At 63.6% G+C, this 22,510-nt stretch carries 17 protein-coding genes; 7 read left to right on the top strand and 10 right to left on the bottom strand.

The window, feature by feature from the left end:
- Positions 1 to 343: 343 nt before the first annotated feature.
- Positions 344 to 2,119, bottom strand: a complete 1,776-nt coding sequence (locus ACP146_RS22525) for a hypothetical protein (RefSeq protein WP_422368997.1) — start codon at positions 2,117 to 2,119, stop codon at positions 344 to 346.
- A 456-nt stretch (positions 2,120 to 2,575) separates the two neighbouring features.
- On the opposite strand from ACP146_RS22525, the gene ACP146_RS22520 reads away from it, so the two are divergent.
- The 4 genes from ACP146_RS22520 to ACP146_RS22505 all read left to right on the top strand — a co-directional run bounded on the left by ACP146_RS22520 (position 2,576) and on the right by ACP146_RS22505 (position 6,187).
- Positions 2,576 to 3,349 (top strand): metallophosphoesterase, encoded by a 774-nt coding sequence (locus ACP146_RS22520; protein WP_422368996.1) that lies wholly within the window; start codon positions 2,576 to 2,578, stop codon positions 3,347 to 3,349.
- A gap of 227 nt (positions 3,350 to 3,576) precedes the next feature.
- Positions 3,577 to 5,274: an EAL domain-containing protein gene (locus ACP146_RS22515; protein ID WP_422368995.1), complete on the top strand. Its 1,698-nt coding sequence runs from the start codon at positions 3,577 to 3,579 to the stop codon at positions 5,272 to 5,274.
- A gap of 236 nt (positions 5,275 to 5,510) precedes the next feature.
- Positions 5,511 to 5,975 (top strand): Hsp20 family protein, encoded by a 465-nt coding sequence (locus ACP146_RS22510; RefSeq protein WP_422368994.1) that lies wholly within the window; start codon positions 5,511 to 5,513, stop codon positions 5,973 to 5,975.
- Positions 5,972 to 6,187, top strand: coding sequence for a DUF1150 family protein (locus tag ACP146_RS22505; RefSeq protein WP_422368993.1), 216 nt, complete (start codon positions 5,972 to 5,974; stop codon positions 6,185 to 6,187). Before ACP146_RS22510 ends, ACP146_RS22505 begins: the two co-directional genes overlap by 4 nt.
- A 228-nt stretch (positions 6,188 to 6,415) precedes the next feature.
- Here the strand turns inward: ACP146_RS22505 and ptsN are convergent, their stop codons facing one another.
- The 8 genes from ptsN to ACP146_RS22465 all read right to left on the bottom strand — a co-directional run bounded on the left by ptsN (position 6,416) and on the right by ACP146_RS22465 (position 13,812).
- Positions 6,416 to 6,880: a PTS IIA-like nitrogen regulatory protein PtsN gene (gene ptsN, locus ACP146_RS22500; RefSeq protein ID WP_422368992.1), complete on the bottom strand. Its 465-nt coding sequence runs from the start codon at positions 6,878 to 6,880 to the stop codon at positions 6,416 to 6,418.
- Between the two features lie 37 nt (positions 6,881 to 6,917).
- Positions 6,918 to 7,508 carry a ribosome hibernation-promoting factor, HPF/YfiA family gene (gene hpf / locus ACP146_RS22495; RefSeq protein WP_422368991.1) on the bottom strand — a complete coding sequence of 197 codons (591 nt, stop codon included), beginning with the start codon at positions 7,506 to 7,508 and terminating at the stop codon, positions 6,918 to 6,920.
- A 170-nt stretch (positions 7,509 to 7,678) separates the two neighbouring features.
- Positions 7,679 to 9,286: an RNA polymerase factor sigma-54 gene (gene rpoN / locus ACP146_RS22490; RefSeq protein WP_422368990.1), complete on the bottom strand. Its 1,608-nt coding sequence runs from the start codon at positions 9,284 to 9,286 to the stop codon at positions 7,679 to 7,681.
- Between the two features lie 13 nt (positions 9,287 to 9,299).
- Entirely contained in the window at positions 9,300 to 10,085 is a 786-nt protein-coding gene (gene lptB, locus ACP146_RS22485) for an LPS export ABC transporter ATP-binding protein (protein ID WP_422369686.1), read from the bottom strand.
- A 132-nt stretch (positions 10,086 to 10,217) separates the two neighbouring features.
- Positions 10,218 to 11,198 (bottom strand): LptA/OstA family protein, encoded by a 981-nt coding sequence (locus ACP146_RS22480; protein WP_422368989.1) that lies wholly within the window; start codon positions 11,196 to 11,198, stop codon positions 10,218 to 10,220.
- Positions 11,195 to 11,893, bottom strand: a complete 699-nt coding sequence (gene lptC / locus ACP146_RS22475; RefSeq protein WP_422368988.1) for an LPS export ABC transporter periplasmic protein LptC — start codon at positions 11,891 to 11,893, stop codon at positions 11,195 to 11,197. Before lptC ends, ACP146_RS22480 begins: the two co-directional genes overlap by 4 nt.
- A gap of 17 nt (positions 11,894 to 11,910) precedes the next feature.
- Complete coding sequence (locus ACP146_RS22470; protein ID WP_422368987.1) at positions 11,911 to 12,915, bottom strand: KpsF/GutQ family sugar-phosphate isomerase; 1,005 nt, start codon at positions 12,913 to 12,915, stop codon at positions 11,911 to 11,913.
- Positions 12,916 to 13,185: 270 nt separating this feature from the next.
- A complete protein-coding gene (locus ACP146_RS22465; RefSeq protein ID WP_422368986.1) occupies positions 13,186 to 13,812 on the bottom strand; it encodes a ribonuclease D in 627 nt (208 codons plus the stop codon).
- 326 nt (positions 13,813 to 14,138) lie between these two features.
- On the opposite strand from ACP146_RS22465, the gene ACP146_RS22460 reads away from it, so the two are divergent.
- A complete protein-coding gene (locus ACP146_RS22460; protein WP_422368985.1) occupies positions 14,139 to 15,092 on the top strand; it encodes a complex I NDUFA9 subunit family protein in 954 nt (317 codons plus the stop codon).
- Between the two features lie 40 nt (positions 15,093 to 15,132).
- On the opposite strand, the gene ACP146_RS22455 is transcribed toward ACP146_RS22460, so the two are convergent.
- Positions 15,133 to 15,960, bottom strand: a complete 828-nt coding sequence (locus ACP146_RS22455) for an undecaprenyl-diphosphate phosphatase (RefSeq protein ID WP_422368984.1) — start codon at positions 15,958 to 15,960, stop codon at positions 15,133 to 15,135.
- Between the two features lie 510 nt (positions 15,961 to 16,470).
- On the opposite strand from ACP146_RS22455, the gene ACP146_RS22450 reads away from it, so the two are divergent.
- Together ACP146_RS22450 and gltB are read left to right on the top strand one after the other, a co-directional pair.
- On the top strand, positions 16,471 to 17,910 hold the full coding sequence (locus tag ACP146_RS22450; RefSeq protein WP_422368983.1) for an NAD(P)-dependent oxidoreductase: 1,440 nt from the start codon (positions 16,471 to 16,473) through the stop codon (positions 17,908 to 17,910).
- 18 nt (positions 17,911 to 17,928) lie between these two features.
- Positions 17,929 to 22,485, top strand: a complete 4,557-nt coding sequence (gene gltB / locus ACP146_RS22445; RefSeq protein WP_422368982.1) for a glutamate synthase large subunit — start codon at positions 17,929 to 17,931, stop codon at positions 22,483 to 22,485.
- The last annotated feature ends 25 nt before the right edge of the window (positions 22,486 to 22,510 follow it).

Raw genomic sequence — 22,510 nt, 5'->3', positions numbered from 1 at the left:
TCACGTTGACGGTCTAACCTGCGCTTTGCATTCGGGTTTTCCGGGTTCGGCGCCTGAACCTCAGGTTTGGGCGTTGTCAGAGGTTGCCTTCATAGGCAGCGCCGAGGCCGGGAACCTCGCTTCAGGAAAAGTTCCACCCTGTGAACTTGCAAGGCCGGACCACGTGATGTTGAACCGGCCTTCTTTTTTTCCTGCAAAGGTTTTGGCTAGAGCAGATCCGGGTTTGATGGAATCGCCTTAGCGATCCATCTAATCCGGTGAATCTGCTCTAAACACTTGATGGCGATCGGATTCACATGTTTTGGCGCAACCACTACGTGGTTCCGTCAAAACATGATCCGATCTAGACCAGCGTTCCCAGTGCAAGGTCGCCCTGGTCAAGATCGCCGGTGACATCCGTTACGATGGCCAGAATGGTATCGAAAACGCCGTCATCGGTGGTGTCGACAGAGATAACGGCATTCTGGTCGGTGCCGCCCTGCAGCACCTGGACCCGGGTGGCACGATCGGCATCGGCCACGGCAAGGGCATCCAGCAAGGCATCGACGTCGACGATGTCCACCCCTGTTGCGTCAAAACCGGCAATGACGTCGCCTGCCTCGCCGGCCGCGGAGTAGACGAAGGTGTCGGCGCCGCTGCCGCCCTCCAGGCCGTCGCTGCCGTCCCCGCCGAAGAGCGTGTCGTCACCACCGCCGCCGATCAGCAGGTCGCCGCCGCCGCCGCCGCCCAGATAGTTGTCCTGATCGTCCCCGACCAGGACGTTGGCGGCTCCATCGCCACCCTGAAGGGCGGCGATCTGGGCGTAGGTCAGCCCGGCAAACTGTGAAAGGTCGATGTCGCCGGCGATACCGCTGAAATTCAGCGACAACTGCCAGCCGCTGGTGGCCGTGATGCCGACGTCGGTCATCGAGAGCCCGTCCACGTTGTCGTAGTTGTAAAAGGCTATGCCGACCTTCTCGTAGGTGCCGGCGATCACGATACCCTCAAGAGTGACATCGCCGAGGGCCCCGCTGTCGCTGCGGAACTGGATGGCATTCTCGGCGGCCTGGCCCGGGTCGTGCTGGCTGCCGTCGATGGGGCGGATGCCGCCGTCGATAATCAGATCGCTCAGTATTGCGGTGCCGTTGAACTGGTAGAAGAGCAGGTCGCCGTCGCCGCTGGCGCCATGCGGATGCCCGTTCTGAAAGAAGTTGGAAGCGCTCACGGCCACGCTGCCGAGGTTCTGTCCGTCGATGATGCCGAGGCCGTTGCGGCCGTTTTCCAGGAACAGGCTGTCGGTAATTTCCAGCGCGCCGAGGACGGTCCCGTCGACGGCAATGCCGTAGTCGCCGGCGAAGGCGACGGCCAGGCCGCTGAAGGAAACGGTGGACCCTGCCCCGAGATCGCCGACAAGGGTGAAGCCCGAGCCGCCGTTTGCATTGATGAAGGTCGCGCCGGCGCCCTGGCCGACGAAGTTCACTGCCTTGTCGACGACAACGTTTTCCGAGAAAAAACCGGCCGCGATTATGATCGTGTCGCCGGGTTCGGCGGCATCGACCGCGGCCTGGATCGATCCGCCGAAGCCGACAATCCACACGGCGCCCGTCGCGCCGGGGGGTGTCGCGACCGGCGGGGCCAGGGTGAGGGGGCTTGAGGAAGCCACGGGCTCGAAACCTTCCAGGCTCTGCGGCAGGTTGACCGATGCCAGGGGCGCCTCGCCGGATACCGGAAGCAGATCGATGGCGTCGCCCAGTTCTTCGCTGTATGACGTGGCGCCGCCGCCCGGGAGCCCTCCCGGTTCGTCCGGTGCCGCCGTTTCCAAGGGGGCGGCCGTGTCGGCCAAGTCCTGTGCCACGGTGACCAGATCCTCAACGGCATAGAGTTCGCCGGCAATCTGAAAGACCGGTGTTTCGCCTTCCGCATCGGCCAGGTTTTTAAAGACGATCTTGCCCTTGCCCGTCTCTCCATTGCCTGCCGCCGCGCCCGAGGTTGTCCCCGCGAAGGTGAAAACCAGGTCACCGCCCGCGCTGCGCAGCGACGTTGTCTGCAGGGCGAAGTCGAGGACGAAGACGGCGCCGGATTGCAGAGCGACGAAGAGGGTTTCGCCCGCCGGCGGCGGCCCGAGGAAAATGGTCTCCACCGTTCCGGACTCGGAAGAAGACGCATCTCCAGCCGTTCCCCCGGGGGGCGGCGATGCGGAAGACTCGGATGGTGTTGTGTCGTCGCTTGGCGCAGCCGCAATTTGGCGCATGGCAAATCACTCCAGGTGTGGCAGGAAGCGCCTTCAGCGGCGTTCCTGTCGGCGCGTTTCGTGTCGCGCCGGTGATCCACCCCTGGATCTGCTGGGAAAGAAACTATCGGCAGGCCGGACAAAGTCAATTCAAACTTGTCGCATAGCGTGCTTGGTTAATGCGTGAATATACCTTTGATTGTTGTCTTGTGACGCTCGGCAAGCCAGAGGCTATAAACCCCGCCCCGGCCGGTGGCGGCTTGCCCGGCTCCCGCTTCGGCGGCTCGTGCTGCCGGTCGGGCCCTCGGTTTCGTTGTCCCATGCCGCTGCGCTGCCCTATTATTTGCCGATGCAAAGAGTGGTTTCATGTCCCGCGTAGTTGTTGAAAGCGGCCCCTGGCAGCCGGCACCCCGCCGTTTGCCGATGGGGCAGGCGGTCTTTGCCATTGGCGATGTTCATGCCCATGCCGAGCACCTCTGGATGCTGCATGAGCGTATCTCTGGGATTATTGCGCTGGAGCATGACGCACATGACGTTTCGGTCGTCTGGCTCGGCGATTATGTCGATCGCGGTTGGGAGCCTTTGCAGACTCTCGACCTCGTCGCCGCCGGGTTGGGTCTGCCGCAGGTCAGAGAGGTCCGCCTGATGGGCAACCACGAGCGCTACCTTATCGATGCGGTGACCGGTCGCGACCTTTCCCTGCCGCGCATGCTTCACTGGTGGCGCTACGGCGGTGAGGAGACGCTGAAGTGTCTGGCCCCGGATGCGGAGATTGAGAATCCGCAATCCGTCGGGGCGGCCCTCAACGAATCCCTGGGTGAAGAACGGATCCGGTTTCTTCAGGCGCTGCCCATGCAGCATCGCATCGGCGACTACGTCTTCGCGCACGCCGGACTGAACCCCGAGCGCCGGCTCGACGAGCAAGAGGAAGAAGATCTTTTGTGGATCCGCGAGCCTTTCCTCAGCGGCTACGGCTGGCCGCATCCGGTCACCGTGGTCCATGGCCACACCCCGGAGGGGCCGGTCGCTCTGTCTCACCGCATCGGCATCGACAGCGGTGTTTTCGCCAGCGGTTCCCTGACGGCGGTCGAACTGCGCGATGCAGAGTTGCGGTTTCTGACCACCCGCATCGAACACTAGCCCGCATCGAACACTAGCCCGCATCAAGCCCTAGAGCATGCCGTGATCCGGACAGCCGGCTAAATTGCCTCTAAGTGGAATTTGACGGCTGTGTTGCGCCTTAAGGGTTTGGTTTTCTTAAGCAAAGCCTAAGTTTTTGTGATTATTATCATTTAATAGCGCTCATACACGTTTTACGCGTTCGGACGGGCCGGGCCTGCAGCCTCCCGCCGCTTCAGAAGGACATCATGAACGAGCCAGAGCAGAAGCGGCAGGTTGAAGCGCCGGGCAACGATCCAGACAGCCTGCGCGAGCAACGGGATCGCTTCCTGGCCTTTGCCTTTGCGGCCTCCGATCTCCTGTTGGAGATCGGCGATGATGGCTTGATTCGCTATGCACTGGGCGCGACCAATCAGCTGATCGGCGGTGCGCCGGCGGACCTCATCGACAAGGGCTGGCTCGAACTCTTTGCAGAGGCGGACCGGCCGGTGCTTGTCTCCAAGATCGGCAAGCTCGCATCCGGCAAGCGCTGCGGTCCGGTTCTGGTGACCATGACGCCCAGGCGAGGCGGGCCCCGAAAAACCGGTATCAAGGTTGTCTTCAATGCCTGCCGCATTCCCGGCCGCGAAAGGGTTGTCTATTGCACCATCACGGTTGCCAATGCTGCGCTGGTCAAACAGGCGCGGGCGTCTGCCGCGCGGACCGAAAACGGGTTGCTCGACCGCCAGGCCTTTGAAAGCGCCGCCGTCGAAACCCTCGAGGCGACCAGGGCGCTGGGGCAGGATGTCGAGCTAACCTTTATCGAATTCGTCGATACGGCGCCGTTTCGGGACCGGGTCGGCCTCGATCGCTGGCAGGAATTCTGTGCCGATGCCAGTACCGTTATGCGTGACGGCGCGATCGACAACGATTCGGCCGGTGCGATCACGGAAGAGCGCTTCGGCATCGTTCACCAAGCCGGCGCGGCGACGGGCAAGAAGATTCAGCAGCAGCTTCAGGATCTCGCGCAGGCCTTCGATCCCTCGGGCAATGGCCTGGACGTAGAGCAGGCGACCGTCGAGACCGCAAGCGGTGAGTTGACCAGCCAGGAAACCGCCCAGGCGCTGATCTATGCGATCAACAAGGTCGCCTCTCACGGTACCGCAAACATTGCGTTTACCGATCTGGCCGGCAGCTTCCACGAACAGGTGTCGCAGACACAGGAGCGGATATCGGTCTTCAAGACCATGGTGGCCGAGAACAAGTTCGACTTCGCTTTTCAGCCGATCGTCGATCTGGAAAGCGGGCAAACCTCGCACTTCGAAGCCCTGACCCGTTTTGCCAAGGGGGAGTCGCCCTACCAGACCATCGTCTTTGCCGAAGAGGTCGGCCTGATCCAGGATTTCGATCTGGCCTGCACCCGGCGCGCGGTTTCTTATCTGGCACAACAGGCCGAAAGTTCGCCGATCAATCTGGCGGTCAATCTCTCCGGGCAGTCGCTGCAGAACGATGGCTTTGTCGACGCCCTGATGGTTCTCGCCAGGGAACACAAGAGACTGGCCGGCCGTCTTATGTTCGAGGCTACCGAATCTTCCCGCATCCATGACCTCGAACGGGTGAGCCGGGTGTTCCAGGATCTGAAGCAGCTGGGCTTCTCCATGTGCCTCGACGACTTCGGCGCCGGCGCGGCGTCCTTCCAATACCTGCGGGCCCTGGAGGTCGACTTTGTGAAGATCGACGGCACCTATACCCGCCGGCTCCTGGATTCGGATCGTGATTCCCTGCTGATTCGGAACCTCTGCGAGCTTTGCCGCGACCTCAACATCAAGACCATTGCCGAGATGGTCGAGCTTGAAGCGCAGGTCGACGAACTGCGCAGCCTCGGTATCCACATGGGTCAGGGCTATCTGCTGGGCAAACCGGCACCGCAGCCGGTGTTCCAGCGGGCGGGGCGCTCGAGAAACTGAATCCGTCCCTGAAATCCAACCCAAAGCCCGCCGGCTTCGGGATCCGGCAGTCAGCAGCGGATAGGACTATTATCATGTATTTGAGGGGCTGCTGCTTGATTGCCGCCGGTTCAGCCCCCAAATATCTGAAAGCGGTGCCATGGATGGGCCGCCGGTTCCGGGAAGACTCTCATGGTGTCCCGGGCCTGAACGACAACGGCTGACCTTGCTCACGCAATAGAGAAGGAAAAGCATTTATGACGCGCCTGTCGCTCTTCAACAGCCCGCTCCTGCTTGGTTTTGAGCAGTTCGAGCAGGCCATAGACCGCATTTCGAAGACTGCCGACGGCTATCCGCCCTACAACGTCGAACAGCTCGCCGAACATCGTCTGCGCATCACCCTCGCGGTGGCCGGCTTCGGCGAAGACGACCTCTCCGTCCAGATCGAGGACAACCAGCTGGTGATCAGAGGCCGGCAACAGGACGACAAGGAACGCGCCTATCTGCACCGCGGCATTGCCGCGCGGCAGTTCCAACGCAGTTTTGTTCTGGCAGAGGGAATTGAGGTGAAGGCCGCCTCGCTCGACAAGGGTTTGCTGCACATCGAACTGGAGCGCCCCCTGGTCGAACCGGAGGTCCGAAAAATAAAGATTGCGACAGCCAAAACGCAGTCAGGGGAGACGCCGACCATTCAGGCAATTCGAAAGGAGAGCAAGGCATGAACGAACAGATCGCCGTTCGCGAACTCTCGCCCCAGGATTTTCTCCTGCTGGGTATCAACGACGTCGCCTATGTGAAAAAAGGCCGTCACGAGGACAAAGACTGTTTTCTGGTTTACTCAGCCGACGGCAACCAGATGGCGGCCCTGAGCGACCACGACGTCGCCTTTGCGGCGGTACGCCAGAACGGCATGGAGCCGCTCAGCGTCCACTAGATCAGATCATGTTTTGACGGAACCCCGTCGTGGTTGCGCCAAAACACGTGAATCCGATCACCATCAAACAATTAGAGCAGATTCACCGGGTTGATGGGTCGCTTTCAGCGATTCCATCCGGCCCGGATCTGCTCTGGCCCCGCGTTTTGAAACAGATTTTTTTGTCCAAAGGAAAAGGCGGCCCCGAACAGGGCCGCCTCTTTCTCTTTGCTTTGGTCTTGCCCGGCCTCAGGCCGCGTGGCTGGCGGCGCCCTGGGTCAGCAGTGCATAGACCGCGTCCGCGTTGTCGGTGCCGCGCAGCTTGTCGCAAACCGCCCTGTCCCTGAACAGGCGCGACACCCGGGCCAGGGCCTTCAGGTGATCGGCACCCGCGGTTTCCGGCGCCAGCAGGACAAAAATCAGGTCCACCGGCTGTTCGTCGATCGCATCGAAATCGATGGCCGTCTCCAGCCGCGCGAAAAGGCCGTAGAGGCGGTCCAGCTCCGGCAGCTTGCCGTGGGGAATGCCGATGCCGTGGCCGACGCCGGTGGTGCCCAGGCGCTCGCGCTCGATCAGCACTTCAAAGACCGCGCGCTCGGGTTGCCCGGTCAGCTCCGCCGCCTTCTTGGCCAGCTCCTGAAGCGCCTGCTTCTTGCTGGTCACCCGAAGGCTCGGGACCACGCTTTCCGGTGCAATGAGGTCGGATAGTTCCATGAGATACTCTTGAAAGCTCGCCTGATTGCTCAGGGGATCACGCCTTACGGTTCCCGCGGGGATCGATCCAGCCGATATTTCCGTCGCTGCGTCGGTAGATCATGTTCAATCCTCCATGCGCTGTATTGCGGAACATCATTGCCGGAAGATCCCCCAGGTCCATATGCATGACGGCTTCACTGACCGTCAGCGTGGGGATCTCAGTTGTCATCTCTGCAACAACGACAGGTTGATTGTCGCCGCCGCTCTCTTCACCCTGCTGATCCTCGCCTTCACCGGCCAGGATGTACTGCTGTGCGGGCAGAGGCGTTCCATCCATATCGACCACTTTGTTGTTGTGGTCGCGCAGTCGGCGCTTGTAGCGCCGCAGCCGTGTCGACAAGCGCTCCGCAGCCGCATCGAAGGCGGGATAGGGCTCGTTGGCCTCGCCCTGCGCTTCCAGCTTGATGCCCCGGCCGACATGGGCCGAAACCACCGCGCGGTAGCGATGGCCCTCGCGGGACATGGTCACGGCGCAATCGATGGCATCCCCGAAATACTTGTCGAGGATCCGGGAGAGACTGTCGCCAACGTGCGTTCGCAGCGCGTCACCGACGTCGAGCTGTTGGCCCTTAACTGAGAGCTGCATAGTCGCTTTTATGGATTGTAACGAGGTGGTTCACCACCGCCATAGCATAGCCCTTTCCTCAGGGCGGGCGCAACATAGAGACGGGTCAGGCCGGTGTCAATAGCCTCACATTGCCCTGACTCAAGGTTGTAGATATTGGCAGTAAGCTGCCAAATTTCAATATCTTAAGCTTAGTTAACGGGCGCTGATTTTTCGCGGCGGCGCTGCACCGAGGATGGAATCCGCATGGCTTCGCGGTATTTCGCCACTGTGCGCCGGGCGATGTCCACGCCGTCCTTGCGCAGCAGCGCCACGATGGTGTCGTCGGAGAGGATTTTCTTACCGCTTTCGCCGTCGATCAGCAGCTTGATCCGGTGCCGGACCGCCTCGGCGGAATGGGCGGTGCCGTCGGCGCCGGCGATGGAGGCGGTGAAGAAATATTTCAGTTCAAAGGTGCCGCGCGGGGTGGCGATGTATTTGTTCGAGGTGACGCGGCTGACCGTCGATTCGTGCATTTCGATCTCGGTGGCGATGTCGCGCAGGGTCAGCGGCTTCATGTGTTCCACCCCCTTGCGGAAGAAGGCATCCTGCTGCTTTGCGATTTCCGTCGCGACCCTCAGGATCGTCGTGGCGCGCTGATGCAGGGCCTTCACCAGCCAGTTGGCCGACTGCAGGCGTTCGCTGAGATATTCGCGCTCTTTCTTTGAGCGCAGTTGGGTGTGGATCTGGGCGTAGTAGCTGGAGTTCACCAGCACCCGGGGCAGGGTGTCGCTGTTCAGTTCGATCACCCAGCCGCCCTTGCGGTCCGGGCGCATCAGCACATCGGGGATTACCGGCGGCGCGACCTCGCCGTCGAAGGACAGCGCGGGGCGCGGGTCCAGGGCCTTGATCTCGGCGATCATGTCGGCCAGGTCCTCCTGATCGACGCCGCAGATTTTTTTCAGGCGCGCCAGTTCGCCCTTCGCCAGGGTTTCCAGGTTCTCGACCAGGGCCTGCATTGCCGGGTCGTAGCGGTCCAATTCCCGCAATTGTATCGCCAGGCATTCCGCCAGCGAGCGGGCGAAGATGCCGCTGGGCTCAAAGCGCTGCAGTTTCTCCAGCGTCGCCTCGATGCGCTCCTGGGCGCAGCCCAACTGCTCGCCCAGCGTGGTCAGGTCATCGGAGAGGTAACCGCTGTCGTCGAGCATGTCGATCAGGCAGTTGCCGATGGCCCGCTCGACCGGATCGGCGATCATGAGCTGAAGCTGATCGCTGAGATGCTGGCGCAGGGTGATCTCGTCGGAAAGGCGCTGTTCCAGCGAGAAGTCGTTTTCATTGCTGCGCGCCTGACTCAGGCCGCGGTTTGAAAAGGCCGCCTCGTCGCTGCCGCCTTCCCAGGCATCGCCGTTGGTGAAGACGTTGTCGTAATCGGTGTCCAGGGGACTGTCGCCGCTGCTCGGCAGTTGTTCCGCGTTGGCCCGGTCCAGGCTGTCGGCGACACCGTTTTCGGCGAGGCTGTTGTCGGGATTGTTCTGGCTGTCTGCAGAGGTGTCGGCGGCGCCGGCCTCTTTGCCCGGTTCGGCGTCAGACCCGGCAGCAGGGTCGAATTCAGGGTCCCGCTGATCCACCGAAGGTGCTTCTAGCAGGGTCTCCTTGCTGCTGTCCTCGCGATCGAGCAGAGGGTTTTGCTCGATTTCTCTGTCAACTTCTGCCGCCAGTTCCATATTGGAAAGCTGCAGCAGCTTGATGGCCTGCTGCAACTGCGGCGTCATGACCAGAGATTGGCGCTGGCGCAGTTCCAATCTTTGTGTCGCCGCCATACTGCTTAACCTTTTAGAGGCTAAACCTTTCGCCCAGGTAAACGCGGCGGACGTCCTCGTGGGCGACGATAGCATCGGGTTCGCCCTCCATCAGCACGACACCGTCGTGGATGATGTAGGCGCGGTCGACAATGTCCAGGGTCTCGCGGACGTTGTGATCGGTGATCAGCACGCCGATGCCGCGGTCCTTCAGATGAGACACCAGGTCGCGGATGTCGCCGACGGCGATGGGGTCGATGCCGGCCAGGGGTTCGTCCAGCAGGATGAAGCTGGGCTGCGAGGCGAGGGCCCGGGCAATCTCGACGCGCCGCCGCTCGCCGCCGGAAAGTGCGACGGAGGGCGTGCGGCGCAGGTGGGTGATGGAGAATTCCGCCAAGAGGTTTTCCAGCGCGACCTCGCGCTTCTCGCGCACCGGTTCGATCACCTCCAGGACACCACGGATGTTCTGTTCGACGGTGAGGCCGCGGAAGATCGATGCCTCCTGCGGCAGATAGCCGATGCCGAGCCGGGCGCGGCGATACATCGGCATGTCGGTGATGTCGTGGCCGTCAAAGGTGACCCAGCCGTAGTCCGGCGAGATCAGGCCGGTCACGATGTAGAAGCAGGTGGTTTTGCCGGCGCCGTTCGGTCCCAGCAGGCCGACGGCCTCCCCGCGCTGGACGGACAGTGAAATACCGCGCAGAACCGGGCGTTTCTTGAAGCTCTTGCCGAGATTGACGGCCATCAGGCCGACATTGTCGGTCACCAGACGGGGGCGCTCGACGTTTCCGTCGCCTGTTTTTTCGGTCGCGCCCTCGATGGGGCCGCCGCTTGCATCACTCACCGGGTTTGTTCCCTCAACCGCTGCATAGGTATTCTGATACACCAAGGCACGGCGTCGAACCAAGTTCTCCATGCCACCCGCATGCAGCCGCCGGGCTGCGCCGCGCCACTACGAGCCCCCGGCAGGTTGCGGTGTCTCGGGTGCGGCATTGTCTTCTTCCGGGCTCTCTTCCGGGTTTTCTTCCGCCTCTTCTTCGGCGGATCCATCGATATCGGCTGTGGGTTTCGAACGCGGCATCACGATGGCGGTGACAGGGGCGCCCGTGGCTTCGCTGCCAGGTGCTGCGCCTTTCAAGGAACTGACCCCGGTCGCCAGATTGACTTCGGCGTACTCGCCGTTCAATTGGTTCTCTTCCTGGGTAATTTTTACATCGCCGGTCAAGGTTGCCAGTTCCCGGTCGACGTAATAGATGCCGCTGTTGCCGGTGACGAACTCGCGCTGGGTGCGGATCTCGACATTGCCGTCTGCATCGATGCGCTGCACTTCCATCTCGCTCTCGGCGTTTTCGACGAAGTTGGCGACCAGAACGTCCGCCCGGATCTGCTTGTCTTCGTGATAGGCATTGGCGTCGCCGCGGGCGATGGCCTGCTGTTTGGTTTCCCAGTACTCCAGGCTGTCGCGGGCGGTGATGCGGTCCTTCTCGCCCTCCAGGCGCAGATCCTCGCCGGTCATGACAAAGACCTGCTCGTCGAGCTTGTACTGTCCCTTGTCGCCGTAAACCGTGCCTTCGGGTGCGTTGATCCGCACGTTGCCGGTGGCTTCCAGCAGGAAGATCTCGCTGTCGCCCGCCTCGGTCTCGCGGTAATAGGCGGTCAGCACTTCGGCCAGGACTTCGACGTCGCCGCTCGCCGCGCGGGCGTTGCCGCGGGCAATGTAGGTCTTGTCGTTGCGGTTCCACTCGATGCCGTCTTCGGCGTTGATCTCCAGCGGTTCGTCGCTTTCCTGAAGATTGCCGATCGCCTGGCCGGCGGCCGGCAGCGTCAGCGCCTGGAGGGCGAAGAGGGTCAGCGCGGAAAGCAGGATCAACTCGGCGACGACGGATCGGACGGGCCGCCGCGCTGCGTCTGCATGATTGGCGGCTCGACTCATTTCAAACTCTCTTCGGCGTTGGGCAGGATGAGCATCCGGCTCTTGCCGGTGAAGATGATGATCTCGCCCTTTTCCCGCAGCCGAAAGCCCTCGGCCTGCAGTTCACCGGCCGGCCCCTGGCCGCTGACGGCGGAATCGCCGGAAGCAGTCCCCTCCTTCAGGTCGACCGTGGCGGTTTCGGTCGTCATCTCAAAGCCCTTGTCGTGGGTCAGATGAACGGTGCCGGTCAGATCGAGAACCTCGACCTCCTGGTCAAAGTGACCGAGGCGGGCGGAAAGTCCCACGCTGGCGCCTTCGGTGGTCAGCAGATTGGCTTTGGGGTGCTGCAATTCGACGACCTCTTCGCTGCCCGGCGCCTGGGTCGCCAGGTCCGCGGTCACGTTGAAGGGCTGATTGTTCTCGTCGACCCCGCTGTAGTGCGCGTTCAGCATGTTCAGGGTCTTTGCCTGTTCCTGCGCGATCCGCTTCCAGTCGATGTTGAGGCTGCGCTGGTCGGGGATCATCTGCGGCCAGGCGATCACCAGCAGCACCAGCGCCGTCGCCAGGGCCGGCAGCAGGAATTTCATCGAGGTGACGAAGAGGCTGTAGCTGTTGCGGCCGGACAGGCGCGGCGGCTGGGGCTCCTTGCCCCCATCGTTGCGGGCCGCGCTCTCTTGCGCGGGTCCGCCGATGCCGTCGAGTACCGTGTCAGCCATGCCTGTCCGCCAACCCGCTAAGCGATACCGGCGCGCAGGCAGTCGTGCATATGCAGGATGCCGACCGGCGCGTCCGCCGGCCCTGCTTCGTCGACGACGAAGACGCAGAGGAAGGGCGGGTTGCTGGTGTTCATGAAGGCGACCGCTTCTGCCGCCAGGGCCGAAGACCTAATGGTCCGCGGCGAGGCCGTCATGATGTCGCCGGCCTTGCAGTTCAGCAGCGACGGGTCCATGTGGCGGCGCAGATCGCCGTCGGTGATGATGCCGATCAGGCGGCGCTCCGCATCGACGATGCCGACGCAGCCGAAACGGCACTCGGTCATGATCAGGATCGCCTCCGACATCACCGTGTCGGCGGTGCAGAGCGGCAGTTCCCTGCCGTCGTGCATCAGGTCGCTGACCCGCAGCAGGCGCTTGCCGATGGCCCCGCCCGGGTGGAGCAGCTGGAAATCGCTGGCGGAGAAGCCGCGGCGTTCCAGCAAGGCAACCGCCAGGGCGTCACCCAGGGCCAGCATCATGGTGGTGGAGGTGGTCGGCGCCAGGCCCATGGGGCAGGCCTCCGGCGCATCCGGCAGGATCAGCGGCACGGTTGCGGCCTCGGCCAGGGCGCTTTCGGCCTTCGCGGTGATGGCGATCAGGGGAATCGCGAAACGCTTGGCGTAGGTGAGGACGTCGCTCAGTTCCAGCGTGTTGCCGGAATTGGAAAGCGCGATAACCGCATCGGCTGCGGTGATCATGCCCAGGTCGCCGTGGCTGGCCTCGCCGGGATGAACGAACTGGGCCGGGGTGCCGGTAGAGGCCAGGGTCGCGGTGATCTTACGGGCGATATGGCCGCTTTTGCCCATGCCGGTCACGACCACCCGCCCCTCGACGGCGGCCAGGCGGTCCAAGGCTTCGACAAACTGCCCGTCCAGGCTGCGGGCCAGGGTGTTCAGTGCCTCGGCCTCAACCGTCAGCACGCGGCGTGCTACCGCGAGATCGGCGGCGACGGCGGTATCTTGGGGATCCAATTGTGCTTTCATGCCTTCAACATCTATCCGTCGGCGGCCGGGGAGCCGCGCGAGCAATCCTGGAACCTGTTGCGTTGCGAGAGCGTCTTCCACCCCCTGCCGGGCTCTCTCGTCGGGTATTACGCAGCCCGACGGCGCAGCGTTCCCACCCTCCGGCGGCTGAGTGACGATTCGCCCCCGCATCAGCCCGATCAAGGGATAACACTCCTGCGCCGCTTCTGCCAGTCCCCCGCCCGGCTGTCGATGGGGATTTCAGCGGTGTTTCGGCAAGTGTCTCCGCCGTCAGTGGGCGAAGATATCGATCTCGTTCCAGCCGGCCAGATCGAGCGCCGCGCGGGTCGGCAGAAAGTCGAAACAGGCCTGCGCCAAGTCGCTGCGCCCCTCGCGCGCCAGCATCTCATCCAAGGTGGTCTTCAGGCGATGCAGATACAAGACATCGGAGGCGGCATAATTCAGCTGATCCCGGCTCAGTTCCTCGGCCCCCCAGTCGGATGACTGCTGCTGCTTGGAGATTTCGACCCCCAGAAGCTCCCGGCAGAGATCTTTCAGCCCGTGCCGGTCGGTGTAGGTGCGTACGAGTTTGGAGGCGATTTTCGTACAGTACACCGGCGTACAGTCGATCTCGAGGTAGCGCCTGATCGCGGCGACGTCGAAGCGGGCGAAATGAAACAGCTTGGTCACCTTGGGGTCGCTGAGCAGGGCTTTCAGGTTCGGCGCGTCATACTGGCCTTTCGGAAACTGGACCAGATGGCAGACTCCGTCGCCGGCGGAGAGCTGCAGCAGGCAGAGCCGGTCGCGCGGCAGGTCCAGACCCATGGTCTCGCTGTCGACCGCCACGGCGCGGCCGAAGTCCAGGCCGGAGGGCAGGTCGCCGCGGTGAAGATGGATTTCCGGATTGGCCGCTGCCATGAGTGCTTCCTGTTGCTGGCCCGGTCCAAGATATCGGGCTTCTGTGTTGGGCCGGGGGTATGACCCCCGAACGTGACGGGTCCCGCTTGCACGGGTGCGGGTTGCTTAGGGCCCGGGTCGCTCAGGATTGGATTTCCGGCGGTCCGGCGCCCAACATAGGCGGTGATTTGTCGCTGTCAACTTGCGCAGGGGCTTTGTATATATCCGCCGTAGTGGTAAGCGAAGCGTGCAGAATCGGCTGGTTTGAGCGGTGCGGTGGTGCTTCGGCAGACCGGACTGGGGCCAGAGCGGCGATCCGCCGGCAAAAGAGAACGGATGGGGGCGAAATGAGCAACGGTATTGTCACGGTCTTTGGCGGCTCAGGCTTCATCGGTCGCTACCTGGTACAACGCCTGGCGCAGGAGGGTTGGTCGATCCGGGTCGCCGTGCGGCATCCGGCCCGTGCCGCTTTCCTGAAGCCTCTCGGCGAAATCGGCCAGATCACCCCGCTTTGCGTTCCCGTGCAGGACCACGAGGCGATAGCGGCGGCGCTGCACGACGCCGATGCGGCGGTCAACCTGATCGGGCTGCTCTATGAAGGCGGCCGCCAGCGGTTTGACGCGGTCCATGTGGCGGCGCCGAAGGCGATTGCCGAGGCGGCAGCGGCCAAGGGCCTGTCGGCCATGGTCCAGGTCTCGGCGATCGGCGCCGATCCCCAGGCGGCCGCGGCCTATGCCCGTACCAAAGGCGCCGGCGAGGCCGCCGTGCTGCAGGCTTTCCCCAAGGCGACGATCCTGCGGCCCAGCGTGGTCTTCGGGCCGGAGGACGGTTTCTTCAACCGCTTTGCGGAGATGGCGCGTTTCGCCCCGGCGCTGCCCCTGATCGGCGGCGGCCGGACCAGGTTCCAGCCGGTCTATGTCGATGACGTGGCGCGCGCTGTGGTTCAGGCGCTGAAGGACCCGGCGAGCCGGGGCAAGACCTACGAACTGGGCGGACCCCGGGTCTACAGCTTCAAACAGCTCATGGAACTTCTGCTGAAGACGACTGGACGGCGCCGGGCCTTGGTCAATCTGCCCTTCGGGGTGGCAAAGCTTCAGGCGACCTTCATGGAACTGTTGCCGGTGCCGCCGCTGACCCGTGACCAGGTAACCCTGCTGCGCAGCGACAATGTGGTGAGCGAAGGCGCGCTGACCCTCGCCGATCTGGGGATCGAACCGACCACCGTCGAATCGATAATTCCGGGCTACCTGGGTAAGTACCGTGTCGGCGGGCAGTTTGCCGACCGCATGAAGCAGCCCTAACCGGGCCACGCTTGCTGCCGCCGCGGCCTGAGCCGGAAATCTACGCCCCGTAGATCCACCACAAAAGCGCGCCGCCGAGCAGAACCCGGTAGATCACGAAGGGCGTGAAGGAGGCGTGGCGCAGCCAGCCGACCATCAGCAGGATCGAGGCCAGGGCGACGACGAAGGCGATGACGCCGCCGACCAGGGCCTCGTAGCCGAGAACCAGATTGCCGCTTTCATAGAGGTCGCGGCCGGCAAGCGCGCCGGCGCCGAGGATGGCGGGGATCGCCAGCAGCAGTGAGAAGCGCGCCGCCTCGACGCGCTCGAAACCGAGAAAGCGGGCCGCCGTCATGGTGATGCCGGAGCGGCTGGTGCCGGGAATCAGCGCCAGCACCTGGGCGAGGCCGATCATGATTCCGGAGCGAAAGGTCATGTGATCGACCCGGCGCAGGGTCATGGCGCTGCGGTCTGCCACATAGAGCAGGATGCCGAAGCCGATGGTCGCCCAGGCGATGACCGCCGGGCTGCGCAGATGGGCGGCGATTTCCTCTTTGAACAGGCCGCCGATCAGCACCAGAGGCAGACTGCCGATGACGATCAGGGCCGCGAGGCGGGCGCCCGGCGTCCAGTGCCCCAGCAGCAGACGGCCGAGCCCGCCCAGCATCTGGCCGATCTCCCGCCAAGCATAGCAGCAGACCGCCAGCAGGGTGCCGACATGGACAGCGATGTCCAGGGTCAGGCGGTCCCGTTCGGCCTGTTCGATACCGTCCATGCCCAGGGCGTCGAAGCCGTGCCAGGCGAGGATGAGATGTCCGGACGAAGAGATCGGCAGAAATTCGGTGATGCCCTGAACGATGGCCAGGATAACGATATGAAGCAGCGGCAAAGAGGTTCCTTCGGGCGAATCCGGCGGCGACGCGGGTGGGCTTCGTCAGGCGGGTTTCCGCCTGTATGCCCGTGGCACAGCATGAACCCTATAACGGTTTCAACATGGTTAAGCAGGGGTGAAAAAACGGCCGCTCATTCCTAAACCATCCCCGGCCATCTTCAACCACCTTCCTTGTTTCAGGCAATTTCGGGCAAGGATTCCCGGAATGATCAAAATAGTACCAATTCGAGACTAAATGTGAGCCGTCAGGGCGGACATTTTGCGGAATTTCCATGACAGAATCGACAGGGCAGGATAATTAGGTCAATATTGCTGACTTAGTGAGGCTTTTTTCCTCGCCCGCACGCAGGTCTTCGTCTATAGACGGGCTCCGCCGTGCGATTGCCGCGTCCGGCTGCATGGACGCCGGGCCGCAGACGGCCCTCGCAGCAGCAGAAACTGCCCCGGAGGCAGAGAAACAAATAGTCCCGAAAACCCGGGGCCAAGGATTTTTTGGGGAAGGATCAGATGGCCACCAAGATGTTGAAGTTCGTCGATCTTGAGCGCGCCATGCCGGAGAAGCGCTCCGTCGATGCGCGCCGTGTGGATTTCGACGAGATCTACGACGAATACGATCCCGAGGCCGCGACCGCCCAGGCGAGCCGCTGCTCGCAGTGCGGCGTGCCCTTCTGCCAGGTCCACTGCCCGCTGCACAACAACATCCCGGACTGGCTGATGCTGACGGCCGAGGGCCGCCTGCGCGAAGCCTATGAGATGTCCCAGTCGACCAACAATTTCCCCGAGATCTGCGGGCGCATCTGCCCGCAGGACAGGCTCTGCGAAGGCAACTGCGTCATCGAACAGGCCGGCCACGGCACGGTCACCATCGGTTCGGTGGAGAAATACATCACTGACACCGCCTGGGAGGAAGGCTGGGTCGAGCCGGTGAAGCCGACCCGCGAGCGCAGCGAATCCATCGGCATCGTCGGCGCCGGGCCGGCCGGGCTGGCCGCCGCCGAAGAGCTGCGGCGCAAGGGCTATCAGGCCCATGTCTATGACCGCTACGACCGCGTCGGCGGCTTGATGATCTACGGCATTCCCAACTTCAAGCTGGAGAAGGACGTGGTCATCCGGCGCAGCGACCTGCTGGAGCGCGGCGGCGTACAGTTTCACCTGAATGCCGATGTCGGCGGCGCCCTCAGCTTTGCCGAACTGCGCGAGCGTCACGATGCGGTGCTGATCGCCACCGGCGTTTATAAGGCCCGCGACATCAAGGTGCCGGGCATCGGCCTGGAGAATGTCTTCCCGGCGATGGACTTTCTTACCGCGTCCAACCGCAAGGGCCTGGGCGATGCCGTCCCGGCCTTCGACGACGGCACCCTGAACGCCGCCGGCAAGTCGGTGGTGGTGATCGGCGGCGGCGATACGGCGATGGATTGTGTGCGCACCGCGGTGCGCCAGGGCGCCAAGGCGGTGCGCTGTCTCTATCGCCGTGACCGCAAGAACATGCCGGGCTCACAGCGCGAGGTCGCCAATGCCGAGGAGGAAGGTGTCGAATTCGTCTGGCTCTCGGCGCCCGAGGCGGTACTCGGGAACGGCGAGGTCGAAGGCCTGCGCGCCCAGCGCGTCCACCTCGGCATGCCCGATGCGACCGGGCGGCAGACTCCCCAGATCCTGGAGGACTCCAGCTTTACCGTGGAGGCCGACATCGTCATCAAGGCGCTGGGCTTCGATCCTGAGGATCTGCCGAAGCTGTTCGACACGCCGGGCCTGGAGGTGACGCGCTGGGGCACGGTGAAGACCGACTTCTCGACCCTGATGACCAACCTCGACGGTGTTTTTGCCGCCGGCGACATCGTGCGCGGCGCCTCCCTCGTCGTCTGGGCGGTGCGCGACGGGCGTGACGCCGCCGAGCAGATCCACAAGTACATTCAGGCCAAGGCCAGCGCCGCCGTGGCGGCGGAATAGGAAACGGGGAAACGCGCCATGAAAAAGAATCTCCCGACACGCGACGCCGTCTCCCACTGGGTCTCCGACTGGCAGGCCAATGCCGAGCGTCTGAGCCGCGAAGGGCTCTATGATCCCAGCGACGAGCATGACGCCTGCGGCGTCGGCCTGGTCGCCTCCATCGACGGCAAACCGCGCCGCGAGGTGGTGGTCGCGGGCATCGAGGCGCTGAAGGCGGTCTGGCACCGCGGGGCCGTCGATGCCGACGGCAAGACCGGCGACGGGGCCGGCATCCATCTGCAGATCCCGCAGGACTTTTTCCGCGAGCACGTCGCGCGCACCGGGCATGAGCCCGGCGAGGAGATGCTGGCCGTCGGCATGGTCTTCCTGCCGCGCACCGACTTCGGCGCTCAGGAACGCTGCCGGGTTCTGGTGGAGCGGGAGATTCTGAACTTCGGCTACACCATCTACGGCTGGCGCCAGGTGCCGGTGAACACCGACATCGTCGGCGAGAAAGCCAATCTGACCCGGCCCGAGATCGAGCAGGTGATGATCGCCAATTCCCGCGGCGTCGACGACCGGCAGTTCGAAATCGACCTCTACATTATCCGCCGGCGCATCGAGAAGGCGGCGGAGGAGGAGTCGATCCAGGACTTCTACATCTGCTCCCTGTCCTGCCGTTCGGTGATCTACAAGGGCATGTTCCTGGCCGAGCAGCTCTCGACCTTTTATCCCGACCTGCTGGACGAGCGCTTCGCCTCCAACTTCGTCATCTTCCACCAGCGCTACTCGACCAATACCTTCCCGACCTGGCGTCTGGCCCAGCCTTTCCGCATCCTCGCCCACAACGGCGAGATCAACACGCTGAAGGGCAACGTGAACTGGATGCAGGCGCATGAGTGCCGCATGGCCTCGGAAACCTTCTCCGATCATGTCGAGGACCTGAAGCCGGTCATTGCCGCGGGCTCGTCGGACTCGGCGGCCCTGGATGCGGTGGCCGAGCTGATGGTGCGCGCCGGCCGCCACCTGCCGATGGTGAAGACCATGCTGATCCCGGAGGCCTGGGGGCAGGATCCCTCCATGCCCCAGGTCCACCGTGATCTCTACAGCTACTGCAACGCGGTGATGGAGCCCTGGGACGGACCGGCGGCGGTCTGCGGTTTCGGCGGTCGCTGGGCGGTGGCGGGCATGGACCGCAACGGCCTCCGGCCGATGCGCTACACCATCACCGACGACGGCCTGCTGTTCGCCGGTTCGGAAACCGGCATGGTGCGGATCGACGAACAGCGCATCATCGAAAAAGGCCGCCTCGGGCCGGGCCAGATGATCGCCGTCGACCTGGGCGAGGGCCGCCTCTACCACAACGACGAGATCAAGGCCCATCTCGCCGCGCAAAAACCCTTCGGCGCTTGGATCGCCAACGTCACCTCCATCGATGACCTGCTGCGCCCGGACCACGGCGAGCCGGTGCGCTGGGAAGGCGACGACCTGCGCCGCCGACAGCTCAACTACGGCCTGACCATGGAGGATCTGGAGCTGATCCTCCACCCCATGGTCGACGAAGCCAAGGAAGCCATCGGCTCCATGGGCGACGACACGCCGCTGGCCGTCCTCTCAGGGCGCTATCGCGGCATGCATCACTTCTTCCGCCAGAACTTCAGCCAGGTGACCAATCCGCCGATCGACTCTTTGCGCGAACGCCGGGTCATGACCCTGAAGACCCGCCTCGGCAACCTCGGCAATATCCTGGACGAGGACGAGGCGCAGCTTCGCCTGCTGCAACTGGAATCGCCGGTGCTCTCCAACGCCGAGTTCGATGCCATGCTGGTGCACATGGGCGACACCGCCTCGGCCATCGATTGTACCTTCCCGGTCGACGGCGGCGAGACGGCGCTGACCGATGCGCTCGACCGCATCCGCCAGGAGGCGGAGAACGCGGTCCGCGAAGGCTGCGAGCATGTCATCCTGAGCGACGAGGCGGTTTCCGCCGAACGGGTCGCCATCCCGATGATCCTCGCCACCGGCGCCGTGCACCGCCATCTGGTATATCAAAAGCTGCGCACCTTCGTGTCGCTGAACGTGCGCTCCGGCGAATGCCTGGATGTGCACTATTTCGCGGTGCTGATCGGCGTCGGCGCGACGGCGGTGAACGCCTACCTGGCGCAGGAGTCGATTGCCGAACGCCACCGCCGCGGCCTCTTCGGCGACCGGGCCCTGGAAGACTGCGTACACCGCTACATCAAGGCGGTGGACGACGGCCTCCTGAAGATCATGTCCAAGATGGGCATCGCCGTGATCTCCTCCTACCGCGGCGGCTGCAATTTCGAAGCGGTCGGTCTGTCGCGCACCCTGGTGGACGAGTTTTTCATGCCGATGCCGAGCCGGCTTTCGGGCATCGGCCTGACCGGTATCCAGCAGAAGGTGCTGGATCTGCATGAAAAGGCCTGGAACGAGGACTTCCTTACCTTGCCCGTGGGCGGTTTCTTCCGCTACCGCCGCGGCGGCGAAAGCCACTCCTGGGAAGGCGGCCTGATCCATACACTGCAGCATGCGGTGGCGACGGACTCCTACACCACCTACCGCAAGTTCTCTGAGGGCGTGCACAGCCAGCCGCCGAGCAACCTGCGCGACCTGCTGGGCTTCAAGGACGAGGGCATCACCCCGATTGCCATCGAAGAGGTGGAGTCCATCACCGCGATCCGCAAGCGCTTCGTCACGCCCGGTATGTCGTTGGGTGCCCTGTCGCCGGAGGCGCACGGCACGCTCAACATCGCCATGAACCGTATCGGCGCGAAGTCGGATTCCGGCGAGGGCGGCGAAGACCCGCTGCGCTTCACGCCCCATCCCAACGGCGACAACGAAAACTCAGCCATCAAGCAGGTCGCCTCCGGGCGTTTCGGCGTGACGGCGGAATATCTGAACCAGTGCCGTGAGATCGAGATCAAGGTGGCCCAGGGCGCCAAGCCCGGCGAGGGCGGGCAGCTGCCCGGCTTCAAGGTGACGGAGATGATCGCCAAACTTCGGCACTCGACGCCCGGTGTGATGCTGATCTCGCCGCCGCCGCATCACGACATCTATTCGATCGAGGATCTGGCGCAGCTCATCTACGACCTGAAGCAGATCAATCCTCAGGCCAAGGTCTGCGTGAAGCTGGTCGCGCGTTCGGGCATCGGTACCATCGCCGCCGGTGTCGCCAAGGCCAAGGCCGACGTGATCCTGATTTCCGGCAACGTCGGGGGCACTGGTGCGTCGCCGCAGACCTCCATCAAGTTCGCCGGGGTGCCCTGGGAAATGGGGCTCAGCGAGGTGAACCAGGTGCTCACCCTGAACCGCCTGCGCCACAACGTGACCCTGCGCACCGACGGCGGCATCAAGACCGGCCGCGACGTCGTCGTCGCCGCCATGCTGGGGGCCGAGGAGTTCGGCGTCGGCACCGCTTCCCTGGTGGCCATGGGCTGCATCATGGTCCGGCAGTGCCATTCCAACACCTGCCCGGTCGGGGTCTGCGTGCAGGACGAGGCCCTGCGTGAGAAGTTCACCGGCACGCCGGAGAAGGTGGTGAACCTCTTCAGCTTTATCGCCGAGGAGGTGCGCGAGATTCTGGCCCAACTGGGTATGCGCAGCCTGAACGAGATCGTCGGGCGCACCGACCTGCTGATGCAGGTCAGCCGCGGCGCTGCCCATCTGGACGATCTCGATCTGAACCCGCTGCTGGTGAAGGCCGATGCCGGCGACGATCCGACCTACTGCACCCTGGTGGGGCGCAACGAGGTGCCGGAAACCCTGGATGCCCAGATCATCGAAGACGCGGAACCGCTGTTCAAAGACCGCGAAAAGATGCAGTTGCAGTATTCGATCCGCAACACCCACCGCGCCATCGGCACCAAGCTGTCGGCGATGATCACCCGCCAGTTCGGCATGGCCGGGCTCGATCCCGATCACATGACCGTGCGGCTGCGCGGCTCCGCCGGCCAGTCGCTCGGCGCCTTTGCGGTGCAGGGCTTGAAGCTGGAGGTCTTTGGCGATGCCAACGACTACGTCGGCAAGGGGCTTTCCGGCGGCACCATCGTGGTGCGTCCGCTCACCTCAAGCCGTCTGGCGAGCAACGAGAACACCATCATCGGCAACACCGTGCTCTATGGCGCCACCGGCGGAAAGCTCTTCGCCGCCGGTCAGGCGGGCGAGCGGTTCTGCGTGCGCAACTCGGCGGCCGTCGCGGTGGTCGAGGGCTGCGGCTCCAACGGTTGCGAATACATGACCGGCGGCGTCGCCGTCATCCTGGGTTCGGTGGGGGCCAACTTCGGCGCCGGCATGTCCGGCGGCATGGCCTTTATCTATGACGTGGACAACACCCTGCCCGAGCGCATCAACGGGGAGTCGGTGATCTTCCAGCGTCTGGAAACGGAGTACTGGGAGAACGAACTGCGCGCGTTGATCGAGGAACACTGGCGTGAAACCCAGTCTGCCTACGCCCAGCAACTCCTGGTCGACTGGCAGCACGAAAAAGGTCATTTCTGGCAGGTCGTGCCCAAGGAAATGATCCACCGTCTGGCTCACCCGGTCAGCCGCGAGGCGGAGGTTGCCGCGCGGGCCTGACCAGGCCTTGCCAAGTCTGAGGACA

Source organism: Pelagibius sp., from assembly GCF_965249265.1.
Taxonomy (GTDB): Bacteria; Pseudomonadota; Alphaproteobacteria; order Kiloniellales; family Kiloniellaceae; genus Pelagibius.
This window is presented reverse-complemented; position numbering and strand designations above follow the sequence as displayed.